16 protein-coding genes are annotated in these 22,767 nt (G+C 60.7%); 11 read left to right on the forward strand and 5 right to left on the reverse strand.

Translation table 11 applies throughout. From position 1 onward, the window contains the following. Positions 1-4 precede the first annotated feature (4 nt). The 4 genes from ACTJK9_RS23800 to ACTJK9_RS23815 all read left to right on the forward strand — a co-directional run bounded on the left by ACTJK9_RS23800 (position 5) and on the right by ACTJK9_RS23815 (position 4,746). Positions 5-652 carry a response regulator gene (locus ACTJK9_RS23800; RefSeq protein ID WP_085612682.1) on the forward strand — a complete coding sequence of 216 codons (648 nt, stop codon included), beginning with the start codon at positions 5-7 and terminating at the stop codon, positions 650-652. A gap of 109 nt (positions 653-761) precedes the next feature. Further along, positions 762-1,349 (forward strand): fimbrial protein, encoded by a 588-nt coding sequence (locus ACTJK9_RS23805; RefSeq protein ID WP_011334439.1) that lies wholly within the window; start codon positions 762-764, stop codon positions 1,347-1,349. A 72-nt stretch (positions 1,350-1,421) separates the two neighbouring features. Continuing rightward, positions 1,422-2,171: a fimbrial biogenesis chaperone gene (locus ACTJK9_RS23810; protein WP_221397679.1), complete on the forward strand. Its 750-nt coding sequence runs from the start codon at positions 1,422-1,424 to the stop codon at positions 2,169-2,171. An 85-nt stretch (positions 2,172-2,256) separates the two neighbouring features. Then, positions 2,257-4,746 carry a fimbria/pilus outer membrane usher protein gene (locus ACTJK9_RS23815; protein ID WP_085612684.1) on the forward strand — a complete coding sequence of 830 codons (2,490 nt, stop codon included), beginning with the start codon at positions 2,257-2,259 and terminating at the stop codon, positions 4,744-4,746. Between the two features lie 184 nt (positions 4,747-4,930). Here ACTJK9_RS23815 and ACTJK9_RS23820 read toward each other — a convergent pair whose 3' ends face one another. The 3 genes from ACTJK9_RS23820 to ACTJK9_RS23830 form a co-directional block, all read right to left on the reverse strand. Further along, on the reverse strand, positions 4,931-8,605 hold the full coding sequence (locus tag ACTJK9_RS23820; RefSeq protein WP_440816675.1) for a translocation/assembly module TamB domain-containing protein: 3,675 nt from the start codon (positions 8,603-8,605) through the stop codon (positions 4,931-4,933). Continuing rightward, entirely contained in the window at positions 8,602-10,329 is a 1,728-nt protein-coding gene (locus ACTJK9_RS23825) for an autotransporter assembly complex protein TamA (protein WP_440816678.1), read from the reverse strand. Before ACTJK9_RS23825 ends, ACTJK9_RS23820 begins: the two co-directional genes overlap by 4 nt. 66 nt (positions 10,330-10,395) lie before the next feature. Beyond that, positions 10,396-11,046 carry a GNAT family N-acetyltransferase gene (locus ACTJK9_RS23830; RefSeq protein ID WP_221397681.1) on the reverse strand — a complete coding sequence of 217 codons (651 nt, stop codon included), beginning with the start codon at positions 11,044-11,046 and terminating at the stop codon, positions 10,396-10,398. A 174-nt stretch (positions 11,047-11,220) separates the two neighbouring features. On the opposite strand from ACTJK9_RS23830, the gene xthA reads away from it, so the two are divergent. Beyond that, a complete protein-coding gene (xthA, locus tag ACTJK9_RS23835; protein WP_064380745.1) occupies positions 11,221-12,033 on the forward strand; it encodes an exodeoxyribonuclease III in 813 nt (270 codons plus the stop codon). 120 nt (positions 12,034-12,153) lie between these two features. Next, the gene (locus ACTJK9_RS23840; protein ID WP_221397682.1) at positions 12,154-13,488 is read left to right on the forward strand and encodes a substrate-binding domain-containing protein; all 1,335 of its coding nucleotides are present in this window, start codon (positions 12,154-12,156) and stop codon (positions 13,486-13,488) included. Positions 13,489-13,632: 144 nt separating this feature from the next. Here ACTJK9_RS23840 and ACTJK9_RS23845 read toward each other — a convergent pair whose 3' ends face one another. Beyond that, positions 13,633-14,862: an acyl-CoA dehydrogenase gene (locus tag ACTJK9_RS23845; protein ID WP_440816683.1), complete on the reverse strand. Its 1,230-nt coding sequence runs from the start codon at positions 14,860-14,862 to the stop codon at positions 13,633-13,635. Between the two features lie 189 nt (positions 14,863-15,051). Here ACTJK9_RS23845 and ACTJK9_RS23850 point away from each other — a divergent pair, with 189 nt between their 5' ends. From ACTJK9_RS23850 to ACTJK9_RS23860, 3 genes are read left to right on the forward strand one after another with little or no spacing between them, the layout of a single operon-like run. Continuing rightward, positions 15,052-15,996: a LysR family transcriptional regulator gene (locus ACTJK9_RS23850; protein ID WP_011334997.1), complete on the forward strand. Its 945-nt coding sequence runs from the start codon at positions 15,052-15,054 to the stop codon at positions 15,994-15,996. 55 nt (positions 15,997-16,051) lie between these two features. Next, positions 16,052-16,453, forward strand: a complete 402-nt coding sequence (locus ACTJK9_RS23855) for a MerR family transcriptional regulator (protein WP_011334998.1) — start codon at positions 16,052-16,054, stop codon at positions 16,451-16,453. 54 nt (positions 16,454-16,507) lie between these two features. Then, positions 16,508-17,407, forward strand: coding sequence for a hydroxymethylglutaryl-CoA lyase (locus tag ACTJK9_RS23860; protein WP_007951509.1), 900 nt, complete (start codon positions 16,508-16,510; stop codon positions 17,405-17,407). A gap of 671 nt (positions 17,408-18,078) precedes the next feature. Here the strand turns inward: ACTJK9_RS23860 and ACTJK9_RS23865 are convergent. Next, on the reverse strand, positions 18,079-19,776 hold the full coding sequence (locus ACTJK9_RS23865; RefSeq protein WP_440816687.1) for an AMP-binding protein: 1,698 nt from the start codon (positions 19,774-19,776) through the stop codon (positions 18,079-18,081). A gap of 201 nt (positions 19,777-19,977) precedes the next feature. Between ACTJK9_RS23865 and ACTJK9_RS23870 the strand changes: the two genes are divergently transcribed. Beyond that, the gene (locus ACTJK9_RS23870; protein ID WP_039767508.1) at positions 19,978-21,141 is read left to right on the forward strand and encodes an isovaleryl-CoA dehydrogenase; all 1,164 of its coding nucleotides are present in this window, start codon (positions 19,978-19,980) and stop codon (positions 21,139-21,141) included. Positions 21,142-21,153: 12 nt separating this feature from the next. Further along, entirely contained in the window at positions 21,154-22,761 is a 1,608-nt protein-coding gene (locus ACTJK9_RS23875) for a carboxyl transferase domain-containing protein (RefSeq protein WP_440816690.1), read from the forward strand. Positions 22,762-22,767 lie beyond the last annotated feature (6 nt).

The raw sequence follows: 22,767 nt of genomic DNA on the forward strand, positions 1-22,767 counted from the left end.
ACCCATGGAAACCTTCAATGTTGTCATCGCCGATGATCATCCCATCGTCCTGCTGGGGGTGCGGGAACTGGTCGAGCGTGACCACCACTTCAGCGTAATCGGCGAAGCCGTTTGCCCCGATGAGTTAATCGATTTGCTGAAGACCCAGCCGGTGGATCTGTTGATCACCGATTTCAACATGCCCGGTGACTCGCGTTACGGTGACGGACTGAAGCTGGTGGAATATGTGACCCGGCATTTCCCCCAGGTGCGGGTGCTGGTCCTGACCATGATTTCCAATCCGTTGATCCTGGCCCGTCTGCAGGAACTGGGTGTACTGGCGGTGATTCAGAAAAGCCAGTTGCACGTTGAAATAGAAGTGGCGCTCAAAGCCATTGCCAAAGGCCATACGGTTCGCAGCAAACAACCCGCACCCACTTCGGTGCTGGACAACAGCGCGGACCTGGATGAACGCTTTGCCCGCTTGTCGCCCAGAGAACATGAAATCCTGCGGTTGTTTGTGCAAGGACAAGGCGTCAATGAAATAGCACGAGGACTTAACCGAAGTGCCAAAACAGTCAGTACACAGAAAGTTTCAGCCATGCGAAAACTTGAAGTAAACAGCGATCAGGAGTTAATGACTTATTGCATCGAGCGCAACTTGTTCAACTAGACAATTGCGCACTTCAGCATGACTTGCCGCGCATCTAGGAATCGTCTGATGTTCCAGCGCAAGTACGCGATTTATTGTGTTGCTTTAACCCCACCAATGGAAAAGCAACATGAAAAAGCTGTCTCGCACGCTTCTCGCCTTGTCGATCTTCGCTGCCGGTAATGTTCTGGCGGCCGATCCTGTTTCGCCAACCAAGGCTGGCAGCGGCACCATCAATTTCACAGGTACCATCAACAACGATGCCTGCTCGGTCGAAGGCGCCGGCAAGGACAAGACAATCTCGGTCAACATGGGCGAAGTGTCGATCAAGGACATGGGCACCGCCACCGCGCCGAAAGGCAACGGCACCCTGAGCGTCGAAAACTTCGACATGAAGATCAACTGCAATGCCGGGACCAAGGTGGCGATGATCTTCGAACCGACCAAGGGCGCAGGTTCAGGCATCGAAACCGGCACCAAGGTCTTGAAACTAATCGACGGCCTGGGCTCGGCAAAAGGCATCGGCATCGCCCTGCTTGACTCCAACGGCGCGGTGATCGACCTGACATCGCCAACCACCGCGCGGATTGAAAACACCCTGCAAGACAGCAACACCACGCTGAAATTCTCGGCCGCCTACGTGACCACCGTCGATCCGAAACTGGCGGTCGCCGGTCGCGGCGATGCGACCCTGCCGTTCACCCTGCAATACGAATAATCGCGCGATTCATCGAACCAGTGCGGGGCGCAACGGCCCTGCACTTCCCTTCACTTTGCGCGGTAATTGTTCATGTTCCTACGTCATTCCCTATCCCTGTGCGTCGGCCTCCTGGGCCTGTTCGCCGTCAATCAGGCCATGGCCGGCATTTCGTTGAGCAGCACCCGGCTGATTTTCGATGGCAACCACAAAGAAGCCAGCATCACAGTGCGCAACAGCGGTGCAGACGTGTTGGTTCAGTCCTGGGTCGACACCGACAGCGACGAAGCAGGTTCAGCGCCGTTCGCCGTCACCCCGCCTCTGGTGCGGGTCAGCGGCGATCAACAACAGATTCTGCGGGTTATCTACGAAGGCACCGGCATGCCCGGCGACCGCGAGTCAGTGGTGTGGCTGAATGTCCAGGAGATCCCTCAATCTGCGAAAACCGCGAACACCCTGCAACTGGCGGTGCGTCAGCGCATCAAGGTGTTCTTTCGCCCCGCCGGTTTGCCAGACAAAGCCTATCAAGCGCCGACCGAGTTGCGCTGGCGACTGATCGAGCGCGCCGGCAAAAGCATGTTGGTGGTGAACAATCCAGGGCTCTATCACGTATCGATTGCCGATATAACAATGCAAGCGGGCGCCAGCAGCGAAAAGCCATTCGATTCGATGATGATTGCGCCCGGCGAACAAAAAGAGTTCGCACTCAAACAACCCAACGCGGCCAGTTCTGCGCAACTGTCATTCAGCAGCATCAACGACTACGGCGCCCGAGACCGTTATTTCGCGCAACTTTCCGGCAGCGCCGAAGTTAGCGCCAGCCTTGATAAAGAATCGCCATAACTCGCGTGCCGCTTTATCAGCCGCACTTTCACTGTATTTCTCTTCGCTCCGTTAGTTCGTATCGGAGGTGATATAGGGTTCCTGCATGTTTTTTTTAAAGCGCGATGGATTGGCGCCGTTTTCGGTTGCACTGGTCGTCAGCACAACTTGCCTGGCCGATGGCGAAGAACAATTCAATACATCGTTTCTGCAAGGCGCGACGTCTGCCGTCGATCTGCAGACCCTCCTCGCCGGCAGCCAGGTTCTCCCCGGCACTTATCGGGTCGACCTGTATGGCAACGACACCCTGGTCGGCCGTCGCGATATCGATTTTCGCCACCATCCCGACAGCCACAAGGTCGAAGCCTGCCTGACGCTGGACATGCTCAAGCAACTGGGTGTGGATCTTGGCAAGCTGCAGGCCAGCGGCAAACTGGACAGCGCCGCCGCCGACACCTGCCTTGATCTGCCCGCGCTGATCGATCAGGCCACCGTGCGCTATGACGTGCCGCGCCTGCGCTTGCTGGTCAGCGTGCCGCAAAGCGCCATGGAGCGTGGCCGCCGTGGTTATGTCGATCCGGCGCTGTGGGACGAAGGTGTACCCGCAGCGTTCATCAACTATCAGGTGAGCAGCAACCGCAACAGCACCGACGTCGATACCACGATCGCCAATAACGTCGGCCTACGCAACGGCATCAACCTCGGCGGCTGGCGCTTGCGCAACGAGTCCAACTTCAACAGCAGCACCGGTCGGCCGAGCACGTTCAAGAGCAATCGCAGTTATCTGCAACACGACGTCACCGCGCTGAAGGGCCAGTTCAGCGCCGGCGACATTTTCTCTGATGCCGACCTGTTCGACAGCGTGCGCTATCGCGGCGTGAAACTGGCCTCCGACGATGGCATGCGTGCCGACAGCGAGCGCGGTTATGCGCCGGTGATTCGCGGCATCGCACAATCGAGCGCGACCGTGGAGATTCGCCAGAACGATTACATTCTGTACACCGCCAACGTGCCACCCGGGCCGTTCGAAATCAGCGACATATATCCCAGCGGCTCCAACGGCGATCTGGAAATCACCGTCATCGAAGCCGACGGTCGGCGCCGGGTCACGGTGCAGGCGTTTTCCAGCCTGCCGATCATGGTGCGCGAGGGGCAACTCAAGTACAGCGTTTCGGCGGGCCGCTACAACAGCAACAGCGATGATCAGCAATCGCCGGAGTTCGTCAGCAGCACGGTGGCTTACGGTGTCAGCAGCAATTTGTCGGCGATCGTGGGCACCCAGGCCAGCGAAGATTTCCAGGCGTTTTCCGTTGGCGCCGGGCGCAACACTGCGATCGGTGCGATCTCGCTGGACCTGACCCACTCCAGCAGCCGCACATTTGCCCAGACCGTCAAGGGTAACAGCCTGCGCGCGCTGTACGCCAAGACGTTCACCGGCACCGACACCAACTTCACCCTCGCCGCTTACCGCTATTCGACCGAGGGCTATCGAACCTTCAGCGAACATGTCGAGGAGCTGAACAGCGAGGGCCAGAAGCGCACCGGCAACTCGAAAACCCGCACTGACCTGACCGTCAACCAGAGCCTTGGGCGCAACCAGCAGTTCGGCAGTATTTACCTCAATGCCAGTGACCAGCGCTACTGGGGACGAGGCGGTTCGCAAAGCCTGGCGGCCGGTTACAGCAATTATTGGGGCGATGTCAGCTACAACCTCAGCGCGACTTACACTAAGGATGTCGCCAACTATGGGCCGGCGAACAACGACACGTTGTTCAATCTCTCAGTGTCGTTTCCCTTGGGTTCGAAACCCCGCGCGCCACGCGCTTTCGTCTCGGCCAGCTCGCAGAAGGACACCAGCAGTACCCAGGTCGGCATCAACGGCTATCTGTCCGAAGACAGCGACACCTACTACTCGGTACAAGGCGGCAACAGCCGCACCGGCGGCAGCACCGGCTCGGCCAATATCAGCACACGAACGTCGGTGATGGACATCAGTGCCGGTTACAGCCAGGGCCGTGGCTACAACTCGCAGAATCTCAATGTTGCCGGTTCGATTGTCGGTCACGCGGGCGGCATCAACCTCGGGCAGACCGTCGGTGAGACGTTCGCGCTGGCACAGGTCGAGGGCGTTGAAGGCGTGAAGATCGCCAGCTTCTCCGGGGCGAAAACCGCTGGCAACGGTTATGCGGTGGTGTCCAACGCGCAGCCGTATCGGGTCAACTGGATCAGCCTCGACACCCGCGATCTGGGCGGTGATTTCGAAATTGAAAACGCCACCCGGCAAGTGGTACCGCGCCGTGGTGCCGTGGTACTGGCGCGCTATGCCAGCAAGACCGGGCGTCGGGTGCAATTCGCCCTGTTCGATGTGCAGCACCAGCCAATCCCGTTTGGGGCGTCACTGGAAGACGCCGCCGGCAAGCAACTGGCGATCTCCGACCCAAGCGGCAAGGCACTGGCGCTGGTCGCGGACGCCGCCGGCACCCTGACCATCAACTGGCAAGGCCAGCGCTGCGAGGCGTCGTATGCACTGCCCGAGCGTGACAAGGCGTTGAATTACGAGCGCGCATCGTTGGTATGTCGCCCGGATCAAAACTAGGAGCGAGATTGCTCGCGAAGAGGTGTCAGCCGCCCCCTCTCTGCTGGCTGGAAAGCCGCCTTCGCGAGCAGGCTCGCTCCCACATTTGATCGGTGGCAGGCACACATTCATGTCAGCCGCAGATCTCTTTGGGAGCAAGATTGCTCGCGAAGGCCGCGCCTCGGTTCAAGTAAACAGGTGCGCTCTAGAAATCCCGCTTGTAGAAGATGTCCAGCGAACTGGCCACGCCGCTGGCGGCTTCGAGGTAGACCTTTTTGCTCAGTTTGTAGCGCAGGGCGATGGTGTTGGCCGGCTCGAACACGCCGACGCCGTAACGCAGGCTGAGTTTTTCCGAGATGTTGCCGCTGGCCACCACGCTGGTGGTGTTGCCGCTGCCCTGGGTGTCGAGCTGGAAGTCCTGAATGCCCAGGTCACTGGCCAGACTGCTGGTGACCCCGGAACTGCCCATCAGGCCCAGACCAAGCGCCGCCTGCGCGAGCATGTTGTTGTCCTCGCCGGTGGTGCTCAGCGGACGCCCCAGCACCAGATAAGACAGCGCCTGTTCCTGGCTCATGGCCGGTTCCGAGAAGATCTGTGTGGTCGGCTGCTCGGCGCTGCCGCTCAGGCGGATACCGGCGATCACATCATCGGTCTGGCGAATCGCTTCGATGTCCAGATATGGCTGATCGATCGGGCCGGCAAACAGCAGACGCGCGCGACGCACCGTCAGGCGCTGACCATAAGCGCGGTAGCGTCCGTCGTTGAGCCACAGTTCACCGCGAGTATCCATGTTGTCGCCGATGTGCACCTGGCCTTGCAGGTTGGCGGTCAAGCCGAACCCGGCGAAGCTCAACTTGTCCTGGCCGACCACCACATCGATGTCCATTTTCATCGCCAGCGGCGGTTTGCCCTCCTCGGTCTGCGCGCCGACGATGATCGTGTCATCGGAGACTTTCACCGTCGATGGCGGCAGTTCCCGCACAGTGATTTCGCCTTTCGGTACCAGCACCTTGCCGGCAATCGCCAGCTCATCGCCGGCCATGGAAATCTTCAGGTCCGGCGCCACTTCCAGTTTGGCGTAGGGCTCGACCGTCACCGGCAATTGCGTGCCCTTGAGCGCCAGATCCACCACCAGCGCCTGACCCCAGGCGATGTTGCCGTTCAGGCTGCCCTGCCCGCTCTTGCCGCTTTTCCAGCCGCCGTTCAATTGCACGGCCTCACCGGCGATCACCGCTTGCAGTTGCAACGCTTGCAGCTCGATCGGCAACTCCGGCCCGGACACTTCGCCGTCGCTGAGCTGCACGGTGCCGTTGACCAGCGGCGCGAGCAGGCCACCGGAAATCGTGCCGCTGCCGTTCAGGCGCCCAGTGAGTTTCTCGACCATCGGCACAAACGGCCGCGCCACCGACAGATCAAGCCCGCTGAGGCGGAACGAACCACTGACCGGTTTGCTCGCCGGCAGCGGGTTGATCTGCGCCTGCACCATCAACTCGCCAAGCTTGCCGCCGACGAAGTTGAGGTCGGTGTCGATGCGTTTCGGCGTGAGCTTGCTGGTGAGCTTGAGGGTCTGGTACGGGAAGTCCAGCCACTGATCCTTCTCGCGCATGCGCAAGGTGCCGCCGCTGGCATCGATGCTGACCTGGCCGTTCGGGCCGCTGGCCGGCAGGTCCAGTTGCAGGTCGGCGTTGAGCTTGCCCTGCCAGGCGAAATCCTTCGGCAGCCACTGCGCTAGGCTTTCGATCGGGAACTGCTTGAGGTGGTAACGCAGCTTCGGCTCCGGCATCAGGCGCTGATCTTCACCGCACAGGCTGGCATTGCCGGACATCCAGCAATGGGCGCCGAAGTTGATCTTGCCGTCGGCCAGCCGTTCGAGCTTGGCCGGGTTTTGCAGCTTCCAGTCCTGGCCGCCGGCCTGAATGTCACCGCTGGCCAGACGCCCGCGCCAGTTGCCCTTGTCCAGATTGCCGTCCAGACCCAACGCCAGTTTCAGCTTCGGCCCGAGCAGGTCGAGGTTGAGTTTCTGGTTTTTGATATCGCCCTGAGCGCTGGCGGTCAGGGTGCCCAGCGACGTGTCGCCGGCCTGGATGCCGCTGCCCTTCAGATCGATTTTCGCCCGTTGCGCGCTGTCGAGGGTGGCGTCGAGGTTGAGGCTTTGCAGGCGATTGTCCTGGAACGCCAGTTGCGAACCTTGCAGGCCGAGCTTGCCCTGCGGCGCCTTGAGCGTGCCGGCGACATCGACCCGCCCGTTGATCTGCCCGCGCAGTTGCGGCCAGAGCTGGGCCAGTCGCGCCAGTTTGATGTCGATCTGCCCGGTGAGCTTCTGTTGCAGGCTGCCCTTGCCGTTGATGCTGTTGTCGCCGAGGCGGATTTGCAGGGCATTCAGATTCCACTGCTCGCCCGCGCCGTCAGCCTTGGCTTGCAGGACCGCCGGTTGCCCGCGCAGTTTGCCTTTCAGATCGAGGTCGGCATTCAGGCTCAGGCGTTCGTTCTTCATTTCGCCTTTGCTCTTCAACGGCCCAGCCAGGGTGCCCGGCAACTCCGCAACCCAGTACGCCGGGTTGAGCGCCGACAACTCCAGCGCGGTGTCCCAGGCAATGCCATCGGCGAACTGCACGTTCACATGGCCTTCGGCCTTGCCCTGCCCGGCTTCGAGTTTCAGTTGTGGCAGGAAAATCTGCTTGAGATTGCCGCTGAACGGACTGCTCAGGCTGAACGCCCCCGCCGGCCCATCTGCAGCGGCGGCGAAGTTACCGAGGTACTGACCGTCGGTGTAGGAGACTTCGCCGGTGAAGGTACGCAAAGCGACCTGCGGCTCGTCGATTTCCGGATAGAGCCGGTGCCAGGGGAAATCCAGCCAGTTGATATTGGCCTGGGCGCTGAGGCCTTTGCTCCAGTCGACATTGCCGGTCAGCTTGAGGCTTTGCTTGTCGTTGGCCGTCAGATCGAGGCCGGCAATCTGTGCACCGTTGGCGTCGACCTTGCCTTTGAGCAACAGCGCCACCGGGCCTTTATCGGCAGGCAGCGTTGCATTGCCGAGCAGTTGGTAACCGTTTTTCAGGTCGCCTTCGCCGGTCAATAGCAGTTGATTGAATTGCAGGGTGTCCGGCAGATCGGCGCTCGGCTTGAACGCCTCCGAGGTGATCCGCACTTTGGCCGGCAGGTTTTCCGCCAGCGGTTGCAGTTCACCGCTCAACTGGCCGTTGAGGTAGCCACGGCTGTCGGCGTGCAGGTTGAGGGTTTTCAGCAGGTCGCCGTCGATTTTCAGCGCCAGCGTCCACGGCTCGGGCGCCGGCGACGGCAAGGTCAGATCACCGGTGATGTTCAGCGGCCAGTTGCCGGTCGGTTGCAGCAGGCCGGACAGATTCAGGCTCAACTCGTCGCGTTGCAGCTTCACACTGTCGATCTGCATGCCCTTGGCAGTCCAGTGCGCCGCCAGTTGCAGGCCTTTCAACGCTTCACTGCCGTTGAACAGCAAGCTGCCGACCTGCACGTCGCCCAGCTCGATGGCCACGGGCAATTGCAGATCCGGAAGCTTGATCGGGCCGCTTTCGGTGACTTCTTCGCTCGGCGGGAATTGCAGGCTGACGGTATCGGCCTTGAGCTGCTGGATGCACAACGTCATGCGCGTCAGGCACAGCGGCGACCATTCGAAGATCGGTTTGTCCAGTTCGACGCGGCTGCTGTCCTGCTGCCACAACAGATGATCGGCGCTCCACTGCCCGCCGAGGCGGCCCTGAAAGTTGTCGACGCTCAGGCCCGGCACCAGGCCCAGCACCCAACGGCTGCCGGCCTGCGTTCCGAGCACAGCGGTGATGCTCAATACGATCAGCAGCACCAGCGACAACAGCGCCAGCGCCGATATTTTCAAACCACGCTTCACAGCTCAGGCCCCATGGAAAAGTGCAGCCGGATGCCGCCTTCGTCGTCCAGCGCGTGGGCCAGGTCGAGGCGGATCGGCCCCACCGGCGAGACCCAGCGCACACCGATACCGACCCCGGTCTTGAGGTTCGGCAGTTCGAGTTTGTTAAAGGAGTTGCCCTGATCGACGAAGGTCGCCACGCGCCACTTCTCGGCAATCGAGTATTGGTATTCGACGCTGCCGGCCACCATGTAGCGCCCGCCGATGCGGTCGCCCTCGGAGTTCTCCGGGGACAGGCTCTGATAGTCGTAGCCACGCACGCTCTGATCGCCACCGGCGAAGAAGCGCAGCGACGGCGGTACGGATTTGTAACCGTTGGTGGCACTGCCGCCGACCTGCACTCGGCCGAGCAAGCGATGCTTGTCGAACACGGTGGTCAGGCCCTTGATCAGCGCCGTGCCATAAAGCAGGTTGTTGTCCGAGCCGAGGCCTTCTTTCGCCACTTTGCTTTCGAAGGTCAGGCGATAGCCGTTGTGCGGGTCGATGCGGTTGTCACTCTTGAGGTAGGAATAGCTGACGCCGGGCATCAGCAAGGTGCTCAGACCGGAGTCGTCGCCGAGCTGGTATTCCTCGCGCTGCCATTTCAGCGAGATCACCCGCTGCCAGCCGCTGGGCAATTTGCTGTGCCATTCCGGGCCGAAGGTCAACAGCTTGCTCAAGGTGTCGGAACCGTCGATGTCCTCGTATTGATAACCGCCGGCCCAGCGCAGTTTGTCGGTCAGCGGCGGGTCCAGCGGGATGTCGTAAAACAGGCCGACGTTCTGCCGTGGCGCCGACAGTTCGGCCTCCCAGCCATAGCTGTCGCCCTGCGGGTTGACCCAGTGGCGGGTCCAGTTGGCCTTGATGCGCGGGCCGACGTCAGTGGAATAACCAAGACCCAGGCCCATGGTGCGCGGCTTGCGGGTGTCGAGTTTGACGTCCACCGGGATCACGTCGTTTTTCGCGGCGGTCGGCGCGGCGTCGACCCGCACGCCTTCAAAATATCCGCTCGATTGCAGGTCGCGGTTGAGTTCGGCGATCAGCTCGGAGTCATACGGCTCGCCGGCCTTGAACGGCACCATGCGTTGCAGCAAATCTTCGTCGAACGGGGTGTCGCCTTCAAAGCTGACCTTGCCCAGCGCATAACGCGGGCCGCTTTCGTAGATCAGTTCGACGTCGGCGACCCCGGCGCGTGGATCGACCATCAATTTCTGACTGGTGAAACGGCCACTGAAGAAGCCATAACGCGAGGCCTGGTTCTGGATCAGGCGCTTGGCGTCTTCGTAACGCCCATGGTTGAGCACCGCGCCGGGCTTGAGCACGTCACTCTTGGGGACTCGAAAGGATTTGAGGGAGGCAGCCGGGCCGTCAACACGCACGGTCACGTTGCGCAGGCGGATCGGCTCGCCGGGATCGATGTTCAGCACCAGACGCGTTTTTTCACCGCCCTTGACGTCACTTTCGATCTGCGGCTGGTAATAACCCAAGGCCTGGGCGGCCTTGCGCGCCTGTTCTTCGGCGCCGCGACTGAAGCGCTGCAAGGCTTCTTCGTCACGATCGCCGAGGCTGCCGATATAGCCTTCTATATTGGCCTTGAGTTCATCGTTGGACGGTTTGATCCGCACATCCAATTCACTTTGCGCCAGCGCCGCGCAGCTGGTTAACAGCATGAGCACGCCACTGGTAAATCTTCCTGGAAACTTCATAGGCGCGGATGCTATCACGGGCTTGGGAGCGTGATAGAACAGGAAATTCCCCCAAAAGTTCGACGGTCATCCCGTTGCTGTTTGTAACACCTGTGGGTTGGCGTGGAAAAACACGTGCTCGCGTACCGGGCCTACGGCCACTTCGCCGATTTCCTCGTAACCCTGACGCTTGTAGAACTCCAGATAGCGCGGGTTGCCGGTGTCGAGAATCACGCCTTGGGAGCTTTCGTCTACCGCGCACCAGTTGTGCACCGCTTGCAGCAGCTGTTCGCCGAAGTGTTTGCCCTGAAATTGCGGATGCACACCGAGCAGCGGCAGCATGTGCACCGAGTCGGTCGGCACGCAGGCTTCAACGGCGGCGTGATATTCCAGATAGCGCCGGGTGCAGCGGAAACCGGTGCTCAGCACCATGCGCAAACGCCAGGCCCAACTTTCGGTAACGCCCAGGCGCCGTTGCGGCGGCGCGATCAGGGCGATGCCGATCAAGCGGTCGTTGACCAGCAGGCCGATGGCCGGCAGATCCTGCAGGAAATGCTGTTTGACCAGCTCCCGCACCGTGGCCCGCACCCGCTGTTCGTAACCCGCGCGCTCGGCTTCGAACAGGTAGGCGAAGGTCGGCTCGTGGCGGTAAGCCTGATAAAGAAGGGATCGCGCTTCCCGGGAATAGCCGCGGTCGAGCATGTGGATATCGGCGATGGCGGATTGGGTTTCAGGCATGACGGTGATTCTCCCTGGACGGGACTCAAGAGGCCCCGTTCTTGTTATACGAGCCTTGGGCAGAAGGGATCGTTCCCACACCCGAAAGACATTAGCAGCGCATATGGACTACCGCCACGCTGGCCCAGATCCTACATGTCAGCTAGCATCGCCCTTTTGCCAGGACTGCCGACCATGAAGATTGTTTCCTTCAACATCAACGGACTGCGGGCCCGCCCGCATCAGCTGGCGGCGCTGATCGAAAAGCATCAGCCGGACGTCATCGGCCTGCAGGAAACCAAGGTCCACGACGACCAGTTCCCGCTGGATGAAGTGCGGGCCCTGGGTTATCACGTGTATTTCCACGGCCAGAAAGGCCATTACGGCGTCGCCCTGCTCTCGCGCCAGGAACCGATTGCCGTGCACAAAGGCTTCGCCACCGATGAAGAAGACGCGCAGCGGCGCTTCATCTGGGGCACATTCGCCGACGCCAACGGCGTGCCGGTGACGATCATGAACGGCTATTTCCCACAGGGTGAAAGCCGCGACCATCCGACCAAATTCCCGGCCAAGCAGCGTTTCTACAGCGATCTGCAAGCGCTGCTGGAAAGCCAGTTCCACAACGAACAGCCGCTGGTGGTGATGGGCGACGTCAACATCTCCCCCGAAGACTGCGACATCGGCATCGGCCCGGACAACATGAAGCGCTGGCTGAAAACCGGTAAGTGCAGCTTCCTGCCGGAAGAGCGCGAGTGGATGGCACGCCTGAAAAACTGGGGCCTGACCGACAGTTTCCGTCATCTGAACCCGGACGTGACCGACACGTTCAGCTGGTTCGACTACCGCAGCCGCGGGTTTGAAGACGAGCCGAAGCGTGGCCTGCGCATCGATGTGATTTTGGCGTCCCACGGTTTGCTGCCAAGGGTGAAAGCCGCCGGTGTCGACTATGAACTGCGCGGGATGGAAAAGCCTTCGGACCATGCGCCGATCTGGCTGGAATTGAGCTGATATCGCAATCAGCTCAAATCGCTGTGGGAGTTCGCTCCCACAGTTTTTACGCTGTCATCTTTCAGAAACGTCTTTGACTTAATCTCCCCGGCAATCCCCTTGGCTGCATTCGGTGCCGGCATGACCCTGCGTGTTCTGTTCGTCTTTCTCCTGAGCGCCTGGCTGCAGGTTGCGGTTGCGGCGTTGCCCATTCCCGAGAACGGGCCGGTATTGCGCATCCAGGGTTCCAACACCATTGGCGCGGCGCTCGGCCCGGCGCTGGTGGAAGGCCTGTTGCAAGACCAGGGGCTGTTGAAAGTCCACAGCGAAACCCCGGACACCGCCAACGAACAACGGGTCGTCGGCCTCACAGCCCAAGGCCAAAGAGTCGTGGTAGAGATCGCCGCCCACGGTTCGAGCACCGGTTTCACTGCACTCAAGAACGCCAGCGCCGATCTGGCCGCCTCGTCGCGCCCGATCAAGGACAGCGAACTGCTGAACCTGCAAGCCCGGGGCGATCTGAAAAGTCCCGACGCCGAACAAGTCATCGCCATCGATGGCCTGGCGATCATCCTTCATCCCGACAATCCGCTGAATCAATTGAACACCGAACAACTGGCGCGAATCTTCAGTGGTGAGGCGAAGACGTGGGAAGACGTCGGCGGCAAGGGTGGGACGATTCATTTATATGCGCGGGATGATCAGTCCGGCACCTACGACACTTTCAAGGAACTTGTCCTCAGCCGTCGTGGGAAATCCCTGAGCAATGCCGCGAAGCGGTTTGAATCCAGCGAGCAGTTGTCCGATGCCGTGAGTGCCGACCCGCAGGCCATCGGTTTCATCGGCCTGCCCTACGTGCGCCAGGCCAAGGCCGTGGCGATCGTCGACGGCCAATCCCAGGCAATGTTGCCGCTCGCCAGCCTGATCGCCACCGAAGACTATCCGCTGTCGCGGCGGTTGTTCTTCTACCTGCCGCCGGACAGCAACAATCCGTGGGCCAAGGCATTGGTGGAATTTGCACAGAGCCGCCGGGGTCAGGCGATTGTCGCGGCCAACGGTTTTATTGCCCAGACCGTGCAGGCCATCGCCGTCACGCCAAATGCGCTGATGCCCGAGGGTTATCAATCCCTCAGCCGCCACGCCCAGCGTCTGACCGTGAACTTCCGCTTTGAAGAAGGCAGCGCCAGCCTCGACAACAAGGCCCGTCAGGATCTGGCTCGGGTGTTCGACTATATAAAGCACCACGACAAGACCGACCGCGCGGTAACGCTGGTGGGATTCGGCGACGCCAAGGACGACCCGGCGCGGGCGGATTTGCTGTCGAAGCTGCGGGCGATGGCGGTCCGCCGGGAGTTGGTGAAGAACGGCGTGGTGCTGCGCGAGGTGCGCGGGTTTGGCGCGCTGATGCCGGTGGCGACCAACAGCGGGGATGAAGGCAGGATCAAGAATCGGCGGGTTGAGGTTTGGGTTTATTGAATCTGATGTTGATGCGTTGCGGGCACTGACGCCATCGCGGGCAAGCCCGCTCCCACAGGGATCTTCGGTGAACACAAATGGTGTGAACACCAGCAGACTTGTGGGAGCTGGCTTGCCAGCGATGAACGATAACGCGCTTTTGGATCAGCGCTCGCTACGCAGCATTTCCTTCGGCACATACTTGCCGATCTCGAACTTGCCGATCGCCGCGCGGTGCACTTCGTCCGGGCCGTCGGCCAGGCGCAGGGTGCGTTGCATGGCGTACATGTAGGCCAGCGGGAAGTCGTTCGACACCCCGGCCCCACCATGAATCTGGATCGCCCGGTCGATCACCCGCAACGCGACGTTCGGTGCCACGACCTTGATCTGTGCAATCTCGCTCTTGGCGACCTTGTTACCCACGGTGTCCATCATGTACGCCGCTTTCAGGGTCAGCAGGCGTGCCATGTCGATTTCCATCCGCGAGTCGGCGATCTTGTCGACGTTACCGCCCAGACGCGCCAGCGGTTTGCCGAATGCAGTGCGGCTCACGGAACGTTTGCACATCAGTTCCAGTGCGCGCTCGGCCATGCCGATCGAACGCATGCAGTGGTGAATCCGGCCTGGGCCAAGGCGACCTTGTGCGATTTCGAAGCCGCGTCCTTCACCGAGCAGGACGTTTTCGTACGGCACCCGCACGTTGTCGAACAGCACTTCGGCGTGGCCGTGGGGCGCGTCGTCGTAACCGAACACCGGCAGCGGACGGAGGATCTTCACGCCGGGAGTGTCGACCGGTACCAGGATCATCGAGTGCTGAGAGTGACGCGGAGCGTCGGGGTTGCTCAGGCCCATGAAGATCAGGATCTTGCAGCGCGGATCGCAGGCCCCGGAAGTCCACCATTTCTTGCCATTGATGACCCACTCGTCGCCATCACGCACGGCACGGGCGGCCATGTTGGTGGCGTCGGAGGACGCAACGTCCGGCTCGGTCATGGCGAATGCCGAGCGGATCTCGCCGCGCAGCAGCGGTTTGAGCCAGCGCTGTTTCTGTTCTTCGTTGGCGTAACGCACCAGCACTTCCATGTTGCCGGTGTCGGGGGCCGAGCAGTTGAACGGCTCGGGACCGAGCAGCGAACGGCCCATGATTTCCGCCAATGGCGCGTATTCGAGGTTGGTCAGGCCGGCGCCGAGTTCCGACTCAGGCAGAAACAAATTCCACAGACCTTCGGCCTTTGCCTTGGCCTTGAGTTCTTCCATGATCGCCGTCGGCTGCCAGCGATCGCCTTCGGCAACCTGCCGTTCGAACACGGCTTCGGCCGGGTAAACGTAAGCGTCCATGAACGCGGTCACGCGCTCACGCAGTTCTTGCACCTTGGGCGAATAAGCGAAATCCATGAGCAATTACCTTTTTTCGGCAGGTTGTTTAAGTCATGCAATCGATGCTAGAACAGCGTTGATAATTTACCTAGCCTATTCTCGGCGTGTATAAACATTCATCACCGATATATGATTGGTTGATTTTCCTGGCCGCCCTGACCCGCGCCATCCATTAATAACAAGCATCTATAACAAGAGAGCCGCGTAATGAATCTGAGCAAGGTCGACCTCAACCTTTTCATCGTCTTCGACGCGATCTACACCGAAGCCAACCTGACCCGCGCCGGGCAGATTGTCGGCATTACCCAGCCAGCGGTGTCCAACGCATTGGCGCGGTTGCGCGAGACCTTCAACGACCCGCTCTTCGTACGCACCGCCCAGGGCATGGTGCCGACGCCCATGGCGCAAAACATCATCGGCCCGGTGCGCAACGCTCTCTCGCTGTTGCGGGTTTCGGTTCAGGAAAGCCGGATTTTCAACCCCTCGCAAGCGGTCAAGACCTATCGCATCAGCATGACTGACCTGACCGAAGCGGTGATTCTGCCGCCGCTGTTCCAGCGCCTGCGTCGTCTGGCGCCGACGGTGATTATCGAAAGCTTCCTGTCCAAACGCCGGGAAACCACCAAGGAACTGGCCGCCGGGCGTCTCGACTTTGCCGTGGATGCGCCGCTCAACACCGACCCGCAGGTGCGCCACGTCAAGCTGATGGAAGACCGTTACGTCTGCGCCATGCGCAAGGGCCATCCGCTAGCGACCAAGGAAAAATTCACCCTCGACGATTACCTGTCGCTGACCCACATTCATATTTCCAGCCGGCGCAGTGGCCTGGGCCATGTCGATCTGGCGCTGGGCAAAATGGGCATCCAGCGCAAGATCGCCCTGCGCTCGCAGCACTATCTGATGGCGTCCCAAGTGTTGCAGCAGACCGACATGGTGATGACCGTGCCGGAGCGTTTCGCCCGCCGCCATGACCTGCATGCGTTCAATCTGCCGGTCAACGATGTGCCGCCGGTGGAAACCCATTTGTACTGGCACGAAAGCACCGACCAGGACCCGGCCAACCGCTGGATGCGCGAGCAGATGATCGAGCTGTGCCAGCAAGTGACAGCCCATGAGAAGAAGCTCGACAAGCTGCAGGCGCCCGCTACTTGACGTAAACGTCAACCTGCCATTAGCTTAGCGCCAAGACCCTTCTTCGAGCGCTTTCATGAGCAGCCAGACCTACAGCATTTCCGACCTCGCCCGCGAGCTGGACATCACCACCCGGGCGATCCGTTTCTATGAAGAACAAGGCCTGCTCAGCCCCGAGCGCCGAGGCCAGGAACGCATCTATTCGCCGCGCGACAAGGTCAGCCTGAAGCTGATCCTGCGGGGCAAGCGTATCGGTTTCTCCCTGGCCGAGTGCCGCGAGCTGATCGAGCTCTACGACCCCTCCAGCGGTAACACCAAGCAACTCAACAGCATGCTGGCGAAAATCAGCGAGCGCCGGGCACAGCTTGAACAGCAATTGCTGGACATCGAACAGATGAAGCTGGAACTCGACACCGCCGAAGAACGCTGCGTGCAGGCGCTGGAGCAGACGCTCAAGAGTCAGCAATCAGTTCAGTAATCCAAATAAATCCCACACGGGGTTCCGCAGGAATTCAAAGAGCAGGTCAACGCCATGTCCCTCCCCTCCCAAGTACGCCTGATCGAAGTCGGCCCGCGTGACGGCCTGCAGAACGAAGCCCAGCCCATCAGCGTCGCCGACAAGGTGCAACTGGTCGACGCGCTGAGCGCCGCCGGCCTCGGCTATATAGAAGTCGGCAGTTTCGTCTCGCCCAAGTGGGTGCCGCAGATGGCCGGTTCCGCCGACGTATTCGCGCAAATCCAGCGCAAGCCCGGCGTGACCTATGGCGCGCTGGCGCCGAACCTGCGCGGTTTCGAAGATGCGCTGGCGGCCGGGGTCAAGGAAGTCGCGGTGTTCGCGGCTGCGTCCGAAGCCTTTTCGCAGCGCAACATCAATTGCTCGATCAGCGAAAGCCTGGCGCGGTTCGCGCCGATCATGGAATCGGCGAAACAGCACGGCGTTACCGTGCGCGGTTACGTGTCCTGCGTGCTCGGCTGTCCTTATGAAGGCGAAGTCGCGCCGGAACAAGTCGCCATGGTCGCCCGCGAGCTGTACGCGATGGGCTGCTACGAAGTATCGCTGGGTGACACCATTGGCACCGGCACCGCGGGCGCGACCCGCCGTCTGTTCGAAGTGGTTTCGAAGCAGGTGCCACGCGAGAAACTCGCCGGCCACTTCCACGACACCTACGGCCAGGCCATGGCCAACATCTACGCCAGTCTGCTGGAAGGCATCGCGGTGTTCGACAGCTCGATCGCCGGCCTCGGCGGCTGCCCGTACGCCAAGGGCGCCAGCGGTAACGTCGCCACCGAAGACGTGGTGTACCTGCTCAACGGCCTGGGTATCGAGACCGGCATCGACCTCGACGCCTTGATTGCCGCCGGCCAGCAGATCAGTGCCGTGCTCGGCCGCCCAACCGGATCGCGCGTGGCCAAGGCTCGCAGCGCACAGTGAGGGGGGACTGTGTTACCGCCGAGACCGAAACGTGGGCACAAGCGAGTAACACGGAAACAAATTGTCTGGTTTTGCCTGAAGGAAAAATCCTTCAAAATTTTCAAGCGGTTGATTTAAAAGGGTTTTATAAAGTTGGCACGGCTTCTGCTATCTCTATGGCATAACAAGAATAAAAAGCAGCAAACCAATAAAAATAAGACGTACCGACTCTGACATAACAAAAACAACACGGCAGAGACGCAGCTAACAGATTTTTTTGGAGAAGGTGTGCTTTTCAGGGTATTCCTCGGAATGACCCGCAACCGGGCAGAGAACAATAAAACTACCTTCAGGTAGCTCCCGAATCGGTTGGATCGCTTAGCGAGAAAGCAGATCAGCGCTCAAAAAAATACGTTTGCTCTTGACCCCGGATGGGGGTCGCCAAAAACAGCGGTAAAGGGCCACGGTTGCCAAAAACAACAACAGACCGCCCCTCAATAATAAAAAAGAGCACGCGACGACAAAATTAAAGGGGAGCTTCGGCTCCCCTTTGTGCTTCCTGTGATTTCTGTTTTCACCGCCCCTCCCCTTTGTGGGAGCGGGCTTGCTCGCGAATGCGTCAGGTCAGTCAACATGCTTGCTGAATGGCACACTGCATTCGCGAGCAAACCCGCTCCCACATTCGATCTTTGTCAGGTCTGGTTTTCGCGTAATTCTTCGATACTGATCTCACGCATCCGGAATTTCTGGATCTTGCCGGTCACCGTCATCGGAAACTCCTCTACGAACTTGAAATGACGCGGCGTCTTGAAGTGGGCGATGCGCTCCTTGCACCACGCTTGCAGTTCTTGCTCGGTGGCGCTGTGGCCGGGATGGAATTTGATCCAGGCGACGATTTCCTCGCCGTAACGCGAGCAGGGAATGCCGATCACCTGCACGTCCGCCACCGCTGGATGGGTGAAGAAGAACTCTTCCAGTTCGCGCGGGTAAATGTTTTCGCCGCCACGGATGATCATGTCCTTGTTACGCCCGGCGATGCACACGTAACCCTCGTCGTTCATGCTCGCCAGGTCGCCGGTGTGCATCCAGCCCGCCGCGTCGATGGCTTCGGCGGTCGCATTCGGGTTGTTCCAGTAGCCGAGCATCACGCTGTAGCCACGGGTGCACAGTTCGCCGATGGTGCCCCGTGGCACTGGGTTGCCGGCCTCGTCGATGATTTTGCTTTCGAGTTGCGGCTGGGTGCGGCCGACGGTGGTGACGCGCAGCTCCAGTTCGTCGGATGGTCCGGTTTGCAGCGAGACCGGGCTGGTTTCGGTCATGCCGTAGGCGATCTGCACTTCGCTCATGTGCATTTCGTTGATGACCCGGCGCATCACCTCGATCGGGCAGGTGGCGCCGGCCATGATCCCGGTGCGCAGGGTCGACAGGTCGAACTCGGCACGTTGCGGCTGATCGAGCATGGCGATGAACATGGTCGGCACGCCGTACAGTGCGGTGGCCTTTTCTTCGGCGACGGTGCTCAGGGTCAGCAGCGGATCGAAGGCATCGTTGGGATAAATCATCGTGCTGCCGTGGGTGATGCAACCGAGGTTGCCCATGACCATGCCGAAGCAGTGATACAGCGGCACCGGGATCACCAGGCGATCGGCGGCGGTCAGGCCGAGGCTTTCGCCGACCATGTAACCGTTGTTGAGGATGTTGTAGTGACTGAGGGTCGCGCCCTTGGGGAAACCGGTGGTGCCGGAGGTGTACTGGATGTTGACGGGCTGATCGAAGTGCAGGCTGTCGCTGCGTTCACGCAATTGTTCTGGAGAGACACTGGCGGCCAGATCTGCCAGTTGCGACCACGGGAGAAAACCCGAAGGCGGCTGTGAATCGAGGCTGATCAGGCCACGCAACTCCGGCAGGCGCTCACTGCGCAGTTCGCCAATGGATTGCTCGGCCAGTTCCGGCAGCAAGCCTTGCAACATGCCGTGATAGTTGGAGCTCTTGAATGCACCGGCGCAGACCAGCCATTGGCAACCGGATTGCTTGAGCACGTATTCGAGTTCGGAGCTGCGGTAGGCCGGGTTGATGTTGACCAGAATCACGCCGAGCTTCGCGGTGGCGAACTGCGTGATACACCACTGCGCGCAGTTCGGCGCCCAGATACCCAGCCGATCACCGGCCTGCAAACCCAACGCCAGCAGGGCTCTGGCGTGAACATCCACCGCGTCGGCCAGTTGCCGCCAGGTGTAACGCAGCTGCTGATGACGCACCACCAACGCCTCGCCGTCCGGATACTGCGCGACGGTCTCGTCGAACCTCTGCCCGATGGTCATCGCCAGCAAGGCTTTGTCCTGGGAACCACGGGTATAGCTGCGCTGCGGGTTTGCACTGGGTTGATCCATGACGACCCCTATTGTCTTTATTAGTGGGTGTTGGAACGGAGCCACGGCAGCTCCGACCATTCAGAACTGGCTCTACTCTCGCTCAAGTTGACGTTAACGTAAAGGGCGATTGACAGCCATTCGTCACAGGCTTACGTTAACGTAAAGGTGAGAACTGAAACGCCCTTCTCCCCACCCTACAAAAAAGCCAAAAGGTGACCCATGAGCTACCCATCCCTGAACTTTGCCCTCGGTGAAACCATCGACATGCTGCGCGATCAGGTTCAGTCCTTTGTCGCCAAGGAGATCGCCCCGCGTGCCGCGCAGATCGATAGCGACAACCTGTTCCCCGCTGATCTGTGGCGCAAGTTCGGTGACATGGGCCTGCTCGGCATCACCGTACCGGAAGAATACGGCGGTGCTGGCCTGGGTTACCTGGCGCACGTCGTGGCGATGGAAGAAATCAGCCGTGGATCGGCTTCGGTGGCGTTGTCCTACGGCGCCCACTCGAACCTCTGCGTGAACCAGATCAACCGCAACGGCAACCACGAACAGAAAGCCAAATACCTGCCGAAGCTGATCAGCGGCGAACACGTTGGCGCTCTGGCGATGAGCGAACCGAACGCCGGTTCCGACGTGGTCTCGATGAAATTGCGCGCCGATAAGCGCGGCGACCGTTTCGTGCTCAACGGCAGCAAGACCTGGATCACCAACGGTCCCGACGCCAACACTTACGTGATCTACGCCAAGACCGACCTGGAAAAAGGCCCGCACGGCATCACCGCGTTCATCGTCGAACGTGACTGGAAAGGCTTCAGCCGCAGCAACAAGTTCGACAAACTCGGCATGCGCGGCTCCAACACCTGCGAGCTGTTCTTCGATGACGTGGAAGTGCCGGAAGAAAATATCCTCGGCGTCCTCAACGGCGGCGTGAAAGTGCTGATGAGCGGTCTCGATTACGAACGCGTCGTGCTGTCCGGCGGCCCGACCGGGATCATGCAGTCGTGCATGGACCTGATCGTGCCGTACATCCACGACCGCAAGCAGTTCGGCCAGAGCATCGGCGAATTCCAGCTGATCCAGGGCAAAGTCGCCGACATGTACACCCAGCTCAACGCCAGCCGCGCCTACCTCTACGCCGTGGCCCAGGCCTGCGAGCGCAACGAAACCACGCGCAAGGACGCCGCCGGCGTGATCCTCTACACCGCCGAACGCGCCACACAAATGGCCCTTGATGCGATCCAGATTCTCGGCGGCAACGGTTACATCAACGAATTCCCGGCCGGTCGTCTGCTGCGTGACGCCAAGCTGTACGAAATCGGCGCTGGCACCAGTGAGATCCGTCGCATGCTGATCGGTCGCGAACTGTTCAACGAAACCCGCTAAACGGAGCTGTCCATGGCTATCCTGCATACCCAGCTCAACCCTCGTTCAGCGGAGTTCGCCGCCAACAGCGCGGCGATGCTCAAACAGGTCGACGCCCTGCATACCCTGCTCGCCCAAGTGGCCCAGGGCGGCGGCGCGAAAGCTCAGGAACGTCACACCTCGCGGGGCAAACTGCTGCCGCGTGAGCGGATCAACCGCTTGCTCGATCCGGGCTCGCCGTTTCTGGAAATCAGTCAGTTGGCCGCCCACGCTGTGTATGGCGAAGACGTGCCGGCCGCTGGCGTGATTGCCGGGATCGGTCGCGTGGAAGGCGTCGAGTGCATGATCGTTGCCAACGACGCGACGGTGAAAGGTGGTTCGTACTATCCGCTGACCGTGAAGAAACACCTGCGCGCCCAGACGATCGCCCAGCAGAATCGCCTGCCGTGCATCTATCTGGTGGACTCGGGCGGCGCCAACCTGCCGCGTCAGGACGAAGTGTTCCCGGATCGCGAACACTTCGGGCGGATCTTCTTCAACCAGGCCAACATGAGCGCCATGGGCATTCCGCAGATTGCGGTGGTCATGGGCTCGTGCACCGCAGGCGGTGCTTACGTACCGGCGATGGCCGACGAAGCGATCATGGTGCGCAATCAGGCGACGATTTTCCTCGCTGGCCCACCGCTGGTGAAAGCCGCAACCGGTGAAGTGGTCAGCGCCGAAGAACTCGGCGGGGCCGATGTGCATTGCAAGATTTCCGGGGTCGCCGACCATTACGCCGAAAGCGACGAGCACGCCCTCGCCCTGGCCCGCCGCAGCGTCGCCAACCTCAACTGGCGCAAACTCGGCGAAGTGCAGCAGCGCGCGCCGATTGCTCCGCTGTACGCCAGCGACGAGTTGTACGGCGTGGTGTCGGCGGACGCCAAGCAGCCGTTCGATGTGCGCGAAGTAATTGCGCGACTGGTCGACGGTTCGGTGTTCGATGAATTCAAAGCCTTGTTCGGCACCACGCTGGTGTGCGGTTTCGCCCACCTGCACGGCTACCCGATCGCGATCCTCGCCAACAACGGCATCCTGTTCGCCGAAGCCGCGCAAAAAGGCGCGCACTTCATCGAACTGGCCTGCCAGCGCGGGATTCCGCTGCTGTTCCTGCAGAACATCACAGGCTTCATGGTTGGCCAGAAATACGAGGCCGGCGGCATCGCCAAGCACGGCGCCAAACTGGTGACCGCCGTGGCGTGCGCCAAGGTGCCGAAATTCACCGTGATCATCGGCGGCAGCTTCGGCGCAGGCAACTACGGCATGTGCGGGCGGGCCTACGATCCGCGTTTCCTGTGGATGTGGCCGAACGCGCGGATCGGCGTGATGGGCGCCGAACAGGCGGCCGGCGTGCTGGTTCAGGTCAAGCGCGAGCAGGCCGAACGCAGCGGTCAGGCGTTCAGCGCCGAGCAGGAAAGCGAGATCAAGCAACCGATTCTCGACCAGTACGAAGAACAGGGTCACCCCTACTACTCCAGCGCACGGCTATGGGACGACGGTGTCATCGACCCGGCGCAGACCCGCGATGTACTGGCCCTGGCCTTGTCCGCGTCGTTGAACGCGCCTATCGAACCGAGCCGCTTCGGCGTGTTCCGGATGTGATCGGGA

It is taken from the genome of Pseudomonas sp. 22082 (assembly GCF_052046055.1).
In the GTDB taxonomy this organism is placed as follows: Bacteria; Pseudomonadota; Gammaproteobacteria; order Pseudomonadales; family Pseudomonadaceae; genus Aquipseudomonas; species Aquipseudomonas pharyngis.